14 protein-coding genes, 1 tRNA gene and 1 pseudogene are annotated in these 14,175 nt (G+C 65.3%); 9 read left to right on the plus strand and 7 right to left on the minus strand.

Annotated elements, in window-relative coordinates:
* Both AC1D34_RS07315 and AC1D34_RS07320 read left to right on the plus strand, forming a co-directional pair.
* The coding region (locus AC1D34_RS07315; protein WP_476823889.1) for an ABC transporter permease subunit at window positions 1–334 on the plus strand (334 nt) is incomplete at its 5' end.
* Window positions 331–1,371, plus strand: a complete 1,041-nt coding sequence (locus AC1D34_RS07320; RefSeq protein WP_441491934.1) for an amino acid ABC transporter permease — start codon at window positions 331–333, stop codon at window positions 1,369–1,371. The genes AC1D34_RS07315 and AC1D34_RS07320, both read left to right, overlap by 4 nt.
* 101 nt (window positions 1,372–1,472) lie before the next feature.
* Here AC1D34_RS07320 and AC1D34_RS07325 read toward each other — a convergent pair whose 3' ends face one another.
* The gene (locus tag AC1D34_RS07325; protein WP_113516797.1) at window positions 1,473–2,009 is read right to left on the minus strand and encodes a GcrA family cell cycle regulator; all 537 of its coding nucleotides are present in this window, start codon (window positions 2,007–2,009) and stop codon (window positions 1,473–1,475) included.
* 535 nt (window positions 2,010–2,544) lie between these two features.
* On the opposite strand from AC1D34_RS07325, the gene AC1D34_RS07330 reads away from it, so the two are divergent.
* From AC1D34_RS07330 to AC1D34_RS07340, 3 genes and pseudogenes are all read left to right on the plus strand, one after another.
* Window positions 2,545–3,765, plus strand: a complete 1,221-nt coding sequence (locus AC1D34_RS07330; RefSeq protein ID WP_113516796.1) for an aspartate aminotransferase family protein — start codon at window positions 2,545–2,547, stop codon at window positions 3,763–3,765.
* A gap of 104 nt (window positions 3,766–3,869) precedes the next feature.
* A pseudogene (gene argF / locus AC1D34_RS07335) lies at window positions 3,870–4,559 on the plus strand (ornithine carbamoyltransferase); the annotation flags it as partial.
* Window positions 4,559–5,566: an Hsp33 family molecular chaperone gene (locus tag AC1D34_RS07340; protein WP_441491936.1), complete on the plus strand. Its 1,008-nt coding sequence runs from the start codon at window positions 4,559–4,561 to the stop codon at window positions 5,564–5,566. The pseudogene argF and the gene AC1D34_RS07340, both read left to right, overlap by 1 nt.
* 33 nt (window positions 5,567–5,599) lie before the next feature.
* Here AC1D34_RS07340 and AC1D34_RS07345 read toward each other — a convergent pair whose 3' ends face one another.
* From AC1D34_RS07345 to apaG, 5 genes are all read right to left on the minus strand, one after another.
* Window positions 5,600–5,743 carry a DUF2474 domain-containing protein gene (locus AC1D34_RS07345; RefSeq protein WP_113516794.1) on the minus strand — a complete coding sequence of 48 codons (144 nt, stop codon included), beginning with the start codon at window positions 5,741–5,743 and terminating at the stop codon, window positions 5,600–5,602.
* Complete coding sequence (gene cydB / locus AC1D34_RS07350; RefSeq protein ID WP_476775089.1) at window positions 5,743–6,750, minus strand: cytochrome d ubiquinol oxidase subunit II; 1,008 nt, start codon at window positions 6,748–6,750, stop codon at window positions 5,743–5,745. Before cydB ends, AC1D34_RS07345 begins: the two co-directional genes overlap by 1 nt.
* Window positions 6,751–6,755: 5 nt before the next feature.
* Window positions 6,756–8,189 (minus strand): cytochrome ubiquinol oxidase subunit I, encoded by a 1,434-nt coding sequence (locus tag AC1D34_RS07355; protein WP_476823890.1) that lies wholly within the window; start codon window positions 8,187–8,189, stop codon window positions 6,756–6,758.
* A 418-nt stretch (window positions 8,190–8,607) separates the two neighbouring features.
* Window positions 8,608–9,783, minus strand: coding sequence for an acetylornithine deacetylase (argE, locus tag AC1D34_RS07360; protein ID WP_441491939.1), 1,176 nt, complete (start codon window positions 9,781–9,783; stop codon window positions 8,608–8,610).
* Window positions 9,780–10,172, minus strand: a complete 393-nt coding sequence (apaG, locus tag AC1D34_RS07365; protein ID WP_069878462.1) for a Co2+/Mg2+ efflux protein ApaG — start codon at window positions 10,170–10,172, stop codon at window positions 9,780–9,782. The genes argE and apaG overlap by 4 nt, the downstream gene beginning before the upstream one ends.
* A gap of 249 nt (window positions 10,173–10,421) precedes the next feature.
* Here apaG and AC1D34_RS07370 point away from each other — a divergent pair, with 249 nt between their 5' ends.
* Together AC1D34_RS07370 and AC1D34_RS07375 are read left to right on the plus strand one after the other, a co-directional pair.
* The gene (locus AC1D34_RS07370; RefSeq protein ID WP_441491940.1) at window positions 10,422–11,510 is read left to right on the plus strand and encodes a 2'-deoxycytidine 5'-triphosphate deaminase; all 1,089 of its coding nucleotides are present in this window, start codon (window positions 10,422–10,424) and stop codon (window positions 11,508–11,510) included.
* Between the two features lie 106 nt (window positions 11,511–11,616).
* Window positions 11,617–11,691, plus strand: a tRNA-Gly gene (locus tag AC1D34_RS07375).
* A gap of 121 nt (window positions 11,692–11,812) precedes the next feature.
* On the opposite strand, the gene AC1D34_RS07380 is transcribed toward AC1D34_RS07375, so the two are convergent.
* Window positions 11,813–13,015 (minus strand): BaiN/RdsA family NAD(P)/FAD-dependent oxidoreductase, encoded by a 1,203-nt coding sequence (locus tag AC1D34_RS07380; protein WP_476823907.1) that lies wholly within the window; start codon window positions 13,013–13,015, stop codon window positions 11,813–11,815.
* A 322-nt stretch (window positions 13,016–13,337) separates the two neighbouring features.
* Here AC1D34_RS07380 and AC1D34_RS07385 point away from each other — a divergent pair, with 322 nt between their 5' ends.
* Both AC1D34_RS07385 and AC1D34_RS07390 read left to right on the plus strand, forming a co-directional pair.
* Window positions 13,338–13,514 (plus strand): hypothetical protein, encoded by a 177-nt coding sequence (locus AC1D34_RS07385; RefSeq protein ID WP_441491941.1) that lies wholly within the window; start codon window positions 13,338–13,340, stop codon window positions 13,512–13,514.
* A 32-nt stretch (window positions 13,515–13,546) separates the two neighbouring features.
* Window positions 13,547–14,140 carry an SCO family protein gene (locus AC1D34_RS07390; RefSeq protein WP_476823908.1) on the plus strand — a complete coding sequence of 198 codons (594 nt, stop codon included), beginning with the start codon at window positions 13,547–13,549 and terminating at the stop codon, window positions 14,138–14,140.
* Window positions 14,141–14,175 lie beyond the last annotated feature (35 nt).

The following is a 14,175-nucleotide window of genomic DNA, read 5'->3' on the forward strand; positions in this document are numbered from 1 at the left end:
CATCCAGGCCGTGCCGCATGGCCAGAGCGAGGCGTCTGCAGCGCTCGGGCTGCGTCCCGGCCAGATCCTGCGGCTCGTCGTCATCCCGCAGGCGCTGCGCGTGATCGTGCCGCCGATGACCAACCAATATCTCAACGTGCTGAAGAACTCGTCCTTCGGTGCGGCCATCGCCTATCCCGACGTCGTCAGCCTGTTCATGGGCTCGGCGCTGAACAATACCGGGCAGGCGATCGAGATCATCGCCATGACGCTAGCGGTCTATCTGGTGATCGGGCTTGCCGTCTCCGCCTTCATGAACTGGTACAATGCCAGGATCGCGCTGGTGACCCGATGAGCGCAGCGACCTTTCCGCTCTGGCGCCAGAGGCTGTTCGGCACGCCGGCAACCGCCGCCCTCACAGTGGTCCTCGCACTCGGCATCGCCTGGGTCGCGGTCCCGCTGATCCGCTGGGCGCTGATCGACGCGACCTGGTCCGGCACCACGCGCAATGATTGCACCGGCAGCGGTGCCTGCTGGGTCTTCATTCGGGCCCGCTTCGGCCAGTTCATGTATGGGCTCTATCCCGTCGACGAGCGCTGGCGGGCCGATCTCACCGGAGCAATCTTCGCACTCTCTGGGCTCGGCCTCTATCTCTCGCCGAAATCCATGCGGATCCGGCTCGCGATCCTGGCGCTGATCATCCTGCCACCGCTCGGCGTCTGGCTGCTTGCCGGCGGGTTCGGTCTGCGCCCGGTCGAGACGCGCGAGTGGGGCGGGCTGATGCTGACGCTCTTCATCTCGGTCTATTCCAGCCTGATCGCGATCCCGCTCGGCATCCTGCTCGCGCTTGGACGCCAGTCGCAGCTCAAGGTGGTGCGGCTGATCAGCGTGCTGTTCATCGAGTTCTGGCGCGGCGTGCCGATCATCGCGGTCATCTTCCTCGCCTCGCTGCTGCTGCCGCTGATCCTGCCGAGCGGCACGGGCATCGACCGCCTGGCGCGCGCCGTGATCGGGCTCGGCCTCGTCATCGCCGCCTATATGGCCGAAGCCGTCCGCGGCGGATTGCAGGCGCTTCCCTCCGGCCAGCGCGAGGCCGCAACCGCGCTGGGACTGACCTATTGGAAGGCAACCGGGCTGATCGTTCTGCCGCAGGCCTTGCGGATTTCGCTGCCGGCGATGACCAACGAATTCATCGCGCTGATCAAGAACACGACGCTCGTGCTCGTCGTCTCGATCCTCGACCTGCTCGGCATCGCCCAGGCCTCGCTTGCCGACCCCAACTGGGTCGGGATGAACATGGAGGCCTATGCCTTTGCCGGGGCGATCTATTGGCTGATCTGCTACGCGCTATCGCGCTGGAGCAAGCGCCTCGAGCGACGCAAACTGGGTTAAGCGACCGTAAAGTCGGGATCACCCGCTCCGCTCCCGCGGGCCCCAATGAAAAAGCCGGCCTTGCGGGGCCGGCTTCGATTTCAGATCCAAGGAGCCTTGGCTCAGGCGCGCACGACCTTGCGGTCGCGACGGCGATCGGCCGCGGGCTGATAGGCAATCCGGGCGTGGTAGCTGCAATAGGGCATGCCGGTCTGCGAACGGCCGCCGCAGAAGCGGAATTCCGCCGTGGTCGGGTCGCCCATCGGCCAGCGGCACATATATTCGCGCAGGTCCATGATGGTGACCCGATCGGAGAACGGCACCACGACGTCCTCAGGCAAAGCCGGCGCCTGTTGTGCCTCGACCTCGACCTCGGGCTCATATTGCGGCGCGAGCGCATTGGCGCCACGGGTCATGCCGGCATTGCCGCCGACAGGATGGCTCGGCGCGCGGGTCGGCGCCTTGCGGGGGCGCGGCGTCGACGAAGCGGCCGGGCTCTTGGCTCGCCCGGAAAGACCAAGCCGGTGCACCTTGCCGATCACGGCATTACGCGTGACGTTGCCGAGTTCGCCCGCAATCTGGCTGGCGCTCAGTCCGTCGCTCCAGAGCTTCTTGAGAAGCTCGACGCGTTCGTCCGTCCATGCTCCGACGTCGTTCATGGCTTCACCTGTCTCATCGGGCCAGCTCCTTCACGGAACCGGCCTATGGGCCGATCGTGGGCGGAATCCGAAACCGGCAGCTCCCGCTGTTAAACGGAGGCCGTTACACCCGGAATTGACGGTACAGGAGACGCCGCACGAGATGTCGTATCTGACAAACCGGACCATACAAGATGCCGGGACTCGGCCACAAGAGTCCCCGAATCGGAAATTGGTTTTTCCCCAGCCATTCGCGGATCGCGGGTCAAGCCCCCATCTGCGGAGCAACTGACCTTACGGCGCGGAATTGACAGCGGGGGACCGGTTTTGCATAGTCTCGCCGACCTAGCCGCCCTTCCACGGGCGGCGCTTATGTTTTTGACGGATCAAGGTCTTCTTGGTGATGCGGATGACGGCGCGACGAGACGTCGGGAACTGGCTGCGACGATAATGTCGCCGGCGGGTCGCAGAGGGCTGCCAATTCTTGCCCCGCGACTCCGTTCTTCGATCCAGCGCCCACCCGTTCTCATTCGCCCTTCCGTGAGGATCGCCTGTCATGACCCCTGCTCCCGTTAATCCCTCCCAGTCCGTGCTGTTGCCGACCTATGCTCGCGCGCCGATCGCGCTTGAGCGCGGCGAAGGCGCCTGGGTGGTCGCCTCGGACGGCCAGCGCTATCTCGATTTCGGCGCAGGCATCGCCGTCAATGCGCTCGGCCATGCGCATCCGCATCTGGTCCAGGCGCTGACCGAGCAGGCCTCGCGCATCTGGCACACCTCAAACCTCTACAGCATGCCGGAAGGAGAACGGCTGGCCCGGCGGCTCTGCGAGGCGACCTTCGCGGAACGGGCGTTCTTCACCAATTCCGGCGCCGAGGCCAATGAGTGCGCCATCAAGATGGCGCGCAAGTACCATGCTGCGAAAGGCCATCCCGAGCGCTATCGCATCATCACCTTCGAGGGCGCCTTCCACGGTCGTACGCTTGCGACCATCGCTGCCGGCGGCCAGCAGAAATATATCGACGGCTTCGGCCCGAAGGTCGACGGCTTCGACCAGGTGCCCTTCGACGACGAGGCCGCGCTGAAGGCCGCGATCGGGCCCGAGACGGCTGCGCTGATGATCGAGCCGATCCAGGGCGAGGGTGGCCTGCGCTCCGCGCCCGTGCGCTTCCTCAAGCTGCTCCGCGAGCTCTGCGACACGCATGGCCTGATGCTGATCTTCGACGAGATCCAGACCGGCGTGGGGCGCACCGGCAAGTTCTTCTCCTATGAGCTCTCGGGCGTCGCGCCCGACATCATGGCGATCGCCAAGGGCATTGGCGGCGGGTTCCCGATGGGCGCCTGCCTCGCCACCGAGGAAGCGGCTTCGGGCATGACGCTCGGCACGCATGGCACGACGTTCGGCGGCAATCCGCTCGCCATGGCGGTCGGCAATGCCGTGCTCGATGTCGTGCTGGCGCCGGGCTTCCTCGATCACGTCCAGCAGATGAGTCTGCGCCTGCGACAGTCGCTGGCCCAGCTCAGGGATCACCATCCCGACGTGATCTCGGAGATCCGCGGCGAGGGGCTGATGATCGGCCTGAAGCTCAACACGCCGAACACCGATTTCGTGGTCGAGGCGCGTGCGGCCGGGCTGCTGGTCGTCGCAGCCGGCGACAATGTCGTGCGCCTGCTGCCGCCGCTGGTCATCACCGAGGCCGATGCCGCGGAGGCGATCGTGCGGCTCGAAAGGGCTGCGCAAGCGGTCGAGGCCACCCTGAAGCGACCGGCGGCCGAATAACGAACCCTCCGCCCACGGCACGTTTTTTTTGAAGGAAGCGCCGACGATGCGCCATTTCCTCGATCTTTCCGATTTCTCCAGCGACCAGCTCCGCGCCATCCTGCGCGGAGATCGAGCTCGGCGAGCGCGAGACCATTGCCGATACCGCCCGCGTGCTGTCGCGCTATGTCGACGCCATCATGATCCGCATGCTCGACCATGATTCCGTGGTCGAGATGGCGAAATATGCCACCGTGCCGGTCATCAACGGGCTGACCAAGCGCCAGCATCCCTGCCAGGTCATGGCCGACGTCATGACCTTCGAGGAGCGCAGGGGGCCGATCACCGGCAAGCGCATCGCCTGGACAGGCGACACGAACAATGTCCTGACCTCCTGGGTGCACGCGGCCGGGCGGCTCGATTTCGAGCTTGCGATCGCGACGCCGGAAGAGCTGTCGCCCCCGCCGGCCCTGATCGACTGGGCTCGCAAGCAGGGCGCCAAGATCCGGCTGACCAGCCGGCCCGAAGCCGCGGTCGAGGGCGCAGATTGCGTCATCACCGATTGCTGGGTCTCGATGGGGGACGAGGAAGGCACGCGCCACAATCTGCTGCGCCCCTACCAGGTCGACGAGCGCCTGCTCGGTCGCGCCGAAAAGGATGCGATCTTCATGCACTGCCTGCCGGCGAGCCGCGGCGAGGAAGTCACCGATGCGGTCATGGACGGCCCGCAATCGGCCGTCTTCGACGAAGCCGAGAACCGGCTGCATGCGCAAAAGGGCATCCTGGCCTGGTGCTTTGGCGGCGTCGCAGCCTGATGGCCGTCGCTGACACCCCCTCGGAGACGGCGGCGCTAGACGATCGGGTCGTGCCGTTCACGGTCCCGGACCTCGACATTCGCGGCCGGGTCGTACGGCTCGGCGCCTCGATCGACACAGTCCTCGAGCGTCACAACTATCCGGAGCCGGTCTCGCGCGTCCTTGGCGAAGCAGCCGCGCTTACCGTTCTGCTCGGCACCGCACTTAAATTCGAAGGCCGTTTCCAGCTCCAGACCAAGAGCGACGGGCCGATCTCCATGCTGGTGGTCGATTTCAACGCGCCCGACAATTATCGCGCCGTCGCGCATTACGACGAGGCGCGGCTACAGCAGGCGGTCGCTGAGGGCACGTTGAGCACGGGCGATCTGCTCGGCAAGGGCCATCTCGGCCTGACGGTCGATCAGGGCTCGCAGTCGACGCGCTATCAGGGCGTGGTCGCGCTCGAACATCAGAGCCTCGAAGACGCGGCGCACCAGTACTTCAAGCAGTCCGAACAGATTCCGAGCCGGGTGCGGCTCGGCGTCGGCAGCGTCGTCACAGGCGCGGGACGGCAATGGCGAGCTGGCGGGCTGATCGTGCAGTTCATGCCGACCTCGCCCGACCGGCTACGCGCCGCCGACATCCATCCGGGCGATGCCCCGCAGGGGCACGAGATCCTGGCCAGCGACCACCCCGACGGGATCGCCGACGATGCCTGGGCCGAGGCCCGCTCGCTGGTCGAGACGGTCGAGGACCACGAACTGCTCGACCCGATGCTGGAAAGCGAGCGGCTGCTCTATCGCCTGTTCCACGAGCGTGGCGCACGCGTCTTCGAGCCGGTGATCGTGCATGAATCCTGCCGCTGCTCGCGTGAGCGCGTGCTCGGCATGCTGCGCGGCTTTTCCGCCGAGGACCGCCGGGCCATGGTCGCCGATGACGGCACGCTCGCCGTCACCTGCGAATTCTGCTCGCGGCGCTATGATTTCGACCCGACCGAGGTCGAGGCGGGGCTGAACACCTCGCCCTGACGCTGCCGCGATTCTCGCTCCGGCGCTGTTCTCTCAGAGCGACAGCCCGGCGGCCTTCATCAGAAGACGGAAGCCGAGGGCAACGACGCCGAGCGAGAGCACGCTTGCGCCCCAGATCAGGACGAGCCAGCCGAAGCGGCTGAGCCAGGACTTGCGAGGGGCAGTGACCGGCTCCATCAGTGGTAGCCCTCCCCCGCCTTCACCTTGCCGCGAAACACGTAATAGGACCACGCGGTGTAGGCGAGGATGATCGGGATGATAAAGAGCGCCCCGACCAGGGTGAAGCCCAGGCTCTGCGGCGGAGCCGCTGCCGCGCGGATCGAGATGTCGGGCGGGATGATGTTGGGCCAGAGGCTGATCGCAAGGCCGCTATAGCCGAGGAAGAGCAGCACCAGCGACAGCAGGAAGGGCGCTGCATGCGGCGACCGCTTCAGCACCGACAGGATCAGCGCGGCCGTCGCGAAGACAAGGATGGGGACGGGCGCGAAGAAGAACAGGTTCGGCAGCGTGAACCAGCGTTCCGCCACGCGCTGATGCAGCCATGGCGTCCACAGGCTGACAAGCACGATGGCGACGAGCAGGGCGATGACGATCGGGCGGGCGAGCGCGATCATGCGCTGCTGCAGCTGTTCCTCCGTCTTCATGATCAGCCAGGTGCTGCCCAGCAGCGCATAGGCCACCAGGAGACCAAGTCCGGTGAACAGGCTGAACGGTGTCAGCCAGTCGAGCGCGCCGCCGGCGAAGGCGCCGTCGCGCACCACAAAGCCATTGATGAAGGCGCCGAGCGACACGCCCTGGAAATAGGTGGCGATGTAGGAGCCCCAGGCAAAGGCCTTGTCCCAGAACGGCTTGTGCGCCTCATCGGCCTTGAAGCGGAACTCGAAGGCGACGCCGCGCCAGATCAGCCCGGCCAGCATCAGGACGAGCGGAAGATAAAGCGCGCTGAGGATCACGGCATAGGCGAGCGGGAAGGCGGCCATCAGCGCTGCGCCGCCCAGCACCAGCCAGGTTTCATTGCCATCCCAGACCGGCGCCACCGTGTTGACCATGGTGTCGCGATCCTCCCGCCCCTTCACGAAGGGGAACAGGATCCCGATGCCGAGGTCGAAACCGTCCATGATCACATACATCATCAGGCCGAAGCCGATGATCACCGCCCAGATGATCGGAAGATCGATACCCATCTCGCTCACGCTCCCTTGCCGGCGCCGCTGGGGGCATCGAGGTGATCCGGCGCGGCCGAGAGCGGCCGGGCCGGGCGTTGATTCAAGAGCTCATCGCCATGGGCTTCCGGCTCCGGGCCGTGGCTCTCTGGACCATGTCCCACCAGCTTCAGCATGTAGCTGACACCGGTTCCGAAGACCGCGATGTACATGACGATGAAGACGATCAGCGTCGCCGACAGCGCCAGTGCCGAGTGGTTGGAGACTGCGTCCTTCGTTCGCATCACGCCATAGACGATCCAAGGCTGACGACCGATCTCCGTCGTGAACCAGCCTGCGAGGATGGCGACCAGCCCCGACGGCCCCATCAGCAAGGCAAAGCGCAGGAACAGCTTCGACTCGTACAATCCTCCGCGCCAGCGCAGCCAGACGCTCCAGAGGCCGAGCGCCAGCATGAGGAAGCCGAGGCCGACCATGATGCGGAAGCTCCAGAACACGATGGTCGAATTGGGCCGGTCCTCGGGAGCGAACTCCTTCAGGCCCTGAATCTGGCCATTCCAGTCATGGGTCAGGATCAGGCTTCCCAGGCGGGGGATTTCGAGCTTGTAGCGCGTTGTCTCGGCTGCCATGTCGGGCCAACCGAACAGCACCAGCGGCACGCCCTCGCCGGGTTTGTTCTCCCAGTGTCCTTCCATCGCGGCGATCTTGGCCGGCTGATATTTGAGCGTGTTCAGGCCATGCGCATCGCCAACGGCAACCTGCAGCGGCGCGACGACCAGCAGCATCCACATCGCCATCGACAGCATCGTCCTGATCGCCGGCGTGTCGCGGCCGCGTAGCAGATGCCAGGCGCCGGAGGCGGCGACGAACAGGGCCGTCGCGAGAAAGGCGGCGATGGTCATATGCACGAGACGATAGGGGAAGGACGGGTTGAAGATGACCTTCAGCCAGTCGACCGGGATGACCCGGCCATCGATGATCTCAAAGCCCTGCGGCGTCTGCATCCAGCTGTTGGACGCAAGAATCCAGGTCGCAGAGACGAGCGTGCCCAACGCGACCATGATCGTCGCGAAGAAATGCAGGCCAGGTCCGACCTTGTTCCAGCCGAACAGCATGACGCCGAGGAAGCCGGCCTCGAGGAAGAACGCGGTCAGCACCTCATAGGTGAGGAGCGGCCCGGTGACGCTGCCGGCAAAGGAGGAGAAATAGCTCCAGTTCGTGCCGAACTGGTAGGCCATGACCAGCCCCGAGACGACGCCCATGGCAAAGTTCACGGCAAAGATCGCCGACCAGAAATGGTAGAGGTCGCGATAGACAGTGTCGCGCTTCCACAGCCACAGGCCTTCCAGCACGGCGAGATAGCTCGCGAGCCCGATCGTGATTGCAGGGAAGACGATGTGGAACGAGATGGTGAAGCCGAACTGGATGCGGGCCAGCTCGAGTGCGGTCAGACCGAACATCTCAGCTCCTCACCCATGCCGCTGCCGAGGCAGGTTTCCCGCAGGCGAGCGCCGAGATTGACGCGTTTTCCATCGCTTCACCAGAGTTCGGCGAGCAACGGATCATCGCTCGCTACATCCAATCAATGTCTGCATACATTATTACTAAGCGTATGCATTTTCCAGTGAAGCGTGCCGCGCGCAAGCGAGGCAAGACAGCGCAGGCGTCCCTGCACGGGCACCTGCGCTGCGACGTGTACGGCGTTATGCGAGCAAGTTCAGCACGGGCAAGACGACGCACCTGGCCGGGACGGTGCGCCGGGGCGCGCCGAACGGCAGAACATCGGGCTGCGGCTGGCTGGGCAGACCTCGCCCCCAACGCACCGAGGCGACGCTCGCCCCGGCGGCCTGCCGTCACCGATGCGGGGCTCAGAGCCTCTCAGCTCCGGCAGCTCTCCATCAGATCACGCATGAATGCCTCGCCGGCGGCGAGCTGTTCGAGCGTGATGAACTCGTCAGGCTGATGCGCCTGATCGATCGAGCCCGGGCCGCAGACGACCGTGGGCAGGCCGGCGCGCTGGAAATGTCCGGCCTCGGTCGCATAGGGCACGGCAATCGTGCTGTTGCGGCCGGCAAGCCGCATCGTGAGGGCCTCCGCCGTCGAGCCGGCATCGGGCCCGAGGCCCGGCACATCCGATGTCATCACGGTCGTGATCGTCGAGGACGGCGCGGTGCGGCGCATGCGCGCGAGCACCGTCTCGGCATAGGCGGCGAAGCGACCCGGCACCTCGTCGGGATCCGAGCCGGGCAGGGTGCGCACCTCCCAGCCGAGCTCGCAGCGATCGGCCAGGATGTTGCGGGCAATGCCGCCATGGAACTTGCCGACATGGACCGTGTCGTAGGGCGGATCGAAGCGATCTGCCGGGTCGGCCCGCTCCATCAGCTCCTGCGCCATCCGGTCGAGCTCGGCGGCGAGCAACGCCCCGGCATGGACGGCGCTGGCGCCGAGATGCGGCTTAGAGGAATGGGCGGCGAAGCCGGTGACGATCGTGTTGAAGGTGCGGATGCCCTTATGGGCGTCGGCAATTTCGAGCGAGGTCGGCTCGCCGACGATGACAGCGCGCGGCAGCGGCAGGTCGCGCCCCATGCGGGCAATGCCGTCCACCACGCCGAGGCAGGTAAGTTCCTCGTCATAGGACAGGAAGAGATGGATCGGCGTCGTCAGCCTGGCGGCCAGGAATTCCGGCACGAGGGCCAGTCCCAGCGCCACAAAACCCTTCATGTCGACGGCGCCTCGACCATAGGCCCTGCCATCGGCAATGCGCAGGGTGAAGGGGTCGCTCGACCAGGCCTGCCCCGCGACGGGCACGACATCGGTGTGGCCGGACAGGACGATGCCGCCACGATCGGCCGGGCCAATTGTGGCGAAAAGCGCAGCCTTGTCGCCCTCGGCATTGGGAATCCGGATCGAGGACACACCCCAACTCTCGAGATAGTCCGCAACGAAGGCGATGAGATCGAGATTGGACTTGGCGCTCACCGTGTCGAAGGCGACGAGGCGCGACAGCATTTCGAGCGGCGTGTAGCGCCGCGCGGCCGTGGTCGGAATGGTCAATGCAGAACCTTCTTCACATAGGGGGAATCGAGCGGAAACAGCGGCACCTCGACATCGAAGACCACACCATCCTCGCCCAGCATGGCGTAATAGCCACGCATCGAGCCGTCGGGCGTCATCAGCGGGCAGCCCGAGGTGTAGCTGAAGCTCTCGCCCGGCCGCAGCACCGGCTGCTTGCCGACGACGCCATCGCCGCGCACTTCATGGACCTCACCACGGCCATCGGTGATGAACCAGTGGCGGGTCATCAACTGCACGGTCTGTCGCGACTGGTTCACGATCTCGATCGTATAGGCCCAGAAATAGCGACCCTGCTCATGGGCGGATTCCCGTTCCATGAACTCGGGAACGGCGGTCACGCGCACGCCTCGGGTTTGCGCCTGATACATGCTCAGCGGCTCCGTGCCGTTGCGGTTCGCCGGCGGGCGGAATTGGGCCGGGAACGACGTCCCTGTTATGGACCGGCCGGCGGCAGCGTCAATCCCGAAGCCGCGCTGGCCAGTCCTGCGTCCGGCCCGGCGCGGCGGCGGGCAGAATGATTCCCGCATGGACAACCGCCCCGAAAACGGGCGATAGGACTGGCCCGCCTGGCCCTCATGCCAGGCTTCGCTAGCTCAGGCTGAACAGGTCCGACGCTCATGCTGCCCTTCCTGCCCGGCATCCAGCCCGACAGCCGCATCCGTGCCTTCATCGAAGAAGGTGTGATCAAGCTCGCGCGGCCGCCCGCAGAGGGCCAGATCCAGCCGGCCAGCCTCGACCTCAGACTCGGCGACAAGGCCTACCGCGTCCGCGCCAGTTTTCTGCCCGGCCCGGGATCGACCGTCGCACGGCGGCTCGACCAGCTCGCCCTGCATGAGATCGACCTGACCAGGGGTGCTGTGCTCGAGACCGGCTGCGTCTATGTCGCCGAGCTGATGGAAGGGCTGGCGCTGCCCCAGGGCCTGCGCGCCGCGGCGAACCCGAAGAGCTCGACGGGCCGGCTCGATGTCTTCACCCGCGTCATCACCGACCGGGCGCGCGAGTTCGATCTGGTCGAGGAAGGCTATGAGGGCCCGCTCTTCATCGAGATCTCGCCGCGCACCTTCCCCGTCCTCGTGCGCTCTGGCTCGCGGCTCTCGCAGATCCGCTTCCGAGCCGGCGATGCCCGGCTCGACGACCGCACGTTGGGCGAATTGCACGAGCGCGAGACGCTGGTCAGCGCAGCCACTCCCTCCTTCCAGAGCGGCGTTGCCGTCAGCGTCGATCTCGCCGGCTTCGACGGCCTCGTGGGCTATCGCGGCAAGCGGCATACCGCGCTCGTCGATGTCGACCGGGTCGGTGCCTACCGCGTCGCCGATTTCTGGGAGCCGATCCAGGCGGACGCCTCGCGCTCCCTGATCCTCGATCCGGACCAGTTCTACATCCTGGCCTCGAAGGAGGCGGTGCATGTGCCCCCGGACTATGCCGTCGAGATGACGCCATTCGATGCGCTCGTCGGCGAGTTCCGCGTCCACTATGCCGGCTTCTTCGACCCCGGCTTCGGCCATGGCGGCGCCGGTGGCAAGGGCTCACGCGCCGTTCTCGAGGTCCGCTCGCGCGACGTGCCCTTCATCATCGAGGACGGCCAGATCGTCGGCCGGCTGGTCTACGAGCACATGGCGGCACGCCCGGACGCGCTCTATGGCGCCGACCTGAAATCGAACTACCAGGGCCAGGCGCTCAAGCTCTCGAAGCATTTTCGCGACTGAGTGAATCGCAGGCTCCCATCCCGCACGATTGCCGGATGACACCCGCGCAGGAAGCCGCTATGAGATTCGTGTCCTCGCCGTTGATCTGCGGTCGCTGCGAGCGCATGCGGGCGTAGTTCAGTGGTAGAACGTCAGCTTCCCAAGCTGAATGTCGTCGGTTCGATCCCGATCGCCCGCTCCAAATCCTTTTTACGACAATATGTTAGAGCGCTGTTTCTCGAACAGCGCCGGTCATTCGACCCCTCCGGCATGGCCTGGCTGGGAACGCTGGCGAGCATCTTAAATCGCGCCGCGCAGGCATCTCAGCCGGTGCGTTCGGCGATAGCGGTCCCTGCGGCCCAGCCTGATGACCACGCCCATTGGAAGTTGTAGCCGCCGAGCCAGCCCGTGACGTCCACCACTTCACCGATGAAGTACAGGCCGTCGACCGTCCTTGCTTCCATCGTCCGTGAGTTCAGACCGGACGTATCGACACCACCGAGCGTCACCTCCGCGGTCCGGTACCCCTCCGATCCAATGGGCATGACCTCCCAGCCGTGAATGATGGAAGCGATCGCGGCCAGCTTCTTGTCGCTTGCGTCGCCGATGGGTCCCGTCCAACCGTGGGCATCTGCGAGATAAGCGGCCAATCGCTTCGGCAGAATATCACCAAGCGTATTTGCGATGCTTCTGCGGCCGTTTTCCTGTCTGGAAGCGCGCAAGTCGGCGAACACGTCCTGCGTGGGCAGGAACGCGATCCTGATCGGTTCCTTCTCGCGCCAGTACGACGAGATCTGCAGAATCGCAGGGCCGGACAGCCCGCGATGCGTGAACAGCAGCGCCTCATCGAATGTGGTCTTGCCGCGCGAGACCCGCGCATCCGCCGCGACGCCGGCAATCTCGCGAAACCCGGCAAGAACGTCTTCACCGAATGTCAACGGCACCAGGGCCGGGCGCGTTTCCGTCACCGCCAAACCAAACCGGCCGGCGATCTGATAGCCAAGGCTGGATGCCCCCATTTTCGGGATGGAATTTCCTCCGGACGCGACGACAAAATGCCGGCACCGAATTTTTGCAGCCCCATCGCCGGCAAGCGTGATCGCAAAGCCGTCATCAACCCGCTCAAGGCTTTCCAGTGTGGTTCTGAGGCGCAATTCGCATGCCGCGCGCGCCATTTCATCCATCAGCATTGCGATGATATCCTTGGCGGAATCATCGCAGAAGAGCTGCCCGAGCGTCTTCTCGTGATAGGCAATGCCGTGTTTTTCGACCAACGCAACGAAATCATGCTGCGTGTATCGGCCAAGCGCAGATTTTGCGAAATGTGGGTTGTTCGACAGAAAATTCCGCGCGCTCGTGCCGATATTGGTGAAGTTGCAGCGCCCCCCGCCTGAAATGCGGATCTTTTCGCCGGGTGCTTTGGCCTGATCGACGATGAGAACACGCCCGCCGCGTGATGCGGCATGGATCGCGCACATCATTCCAGCAGCACCCGCGCCCAGGATGACAGTGTCGAAACGCTCAATTGGCATCGAATGCTGCTAGCCCCAGACCAGCCCTGACGGGCATTGCGCGGCATTCCGGATGACATCGCGCTACACTCGGCTTCGGGTAGATGATCCGCGACCGTCCATCAACAGTGGGACTGCGATCGAGAGTTTTTCGTGCCCGGCGCTCCCGTCAGCTTTTCTGCCTGGGAGCGAGGAAGAGAGATTCGACGTCATAGAACTGCTCCCCAAGCCCAATACCGCCCGTTCGATCCCGATCGCCCGCTCTCGTCTCCTTGCACTCCCCCTGCGTCACGGTTGCCGCTTCCGGCCTCAGCCTGGCGCGGCTATGCTCGCGGTCATGACGCAATCGGACCAGACAGCCGCCGAGCATGAGGCCGAGGCCTCGCGGACCGGGCTATGGCTGCTCGGCGGCGGCGCTTTTGCGCTGCTGCTGACCGGGCTGCTGCTCTGGTGGCGCGAGGGCGACCGGCTCTTCACCGACGGCCTCATCGCCGCCATCGTTGCCTGTTTCTGAGGCGCCCCTGCGCCGTCCGAGTTTTTTCGAGGATCCCTGTGAACCGTCGCCTCATCCTGCCTCTCGTGGTCTTCCTGTTCGGCGCAGTCGCCCTGGCGGCTGCCGCGATCCTGACTTTCAGCCCGGTGCGTCAGGGCCAGAGCGCGACCTCGAGTGTCGGCGGCCCCTTCACGCTGACGACGGCCGAAGGCAAGCCGCTGACCGACGTCGATCTGCGCGGCGCACCCTTCCTCGTCTTCTTCGGCTTCACCCATTGCCCCGATATCTGCCCGACCAAGCTCTTCGAGATTTCCGAGACCCTGCGCGCCGCCGGCCCCAAGGGCGAAAAGCTGCGCGCGCTGTTCATCAGCGTCGACCCTGAGCGTGACACGCCGGAGGTGCTGAAGAGCTATCTTGGCAGCTTCGACCCGCGCATCGTCGGCCTGACCGGCGACCGCGCCGCGATCGACGCCACGATCAAGGCCTATCGCGCCTATTCCAAGAAGGTGCCGCTCAAGGAAGGCGATTACACGATGGATCACACCGCGCTCGTCTATCTCATGGACAAGAAGGGTGGTTTCGTCGGCGCCTTCAATATCGAGCGGCCGCCGGCGGAAGCGGCGGCGGAATGGCTCAGGCATCTGTGAGGCTGCGATAGCGCGCAATCCGCGCGCCTTCGGTT

The sequence above is a fragment of the Allobosea sp. P1_A7 genome, assembly GCF_056406775.1.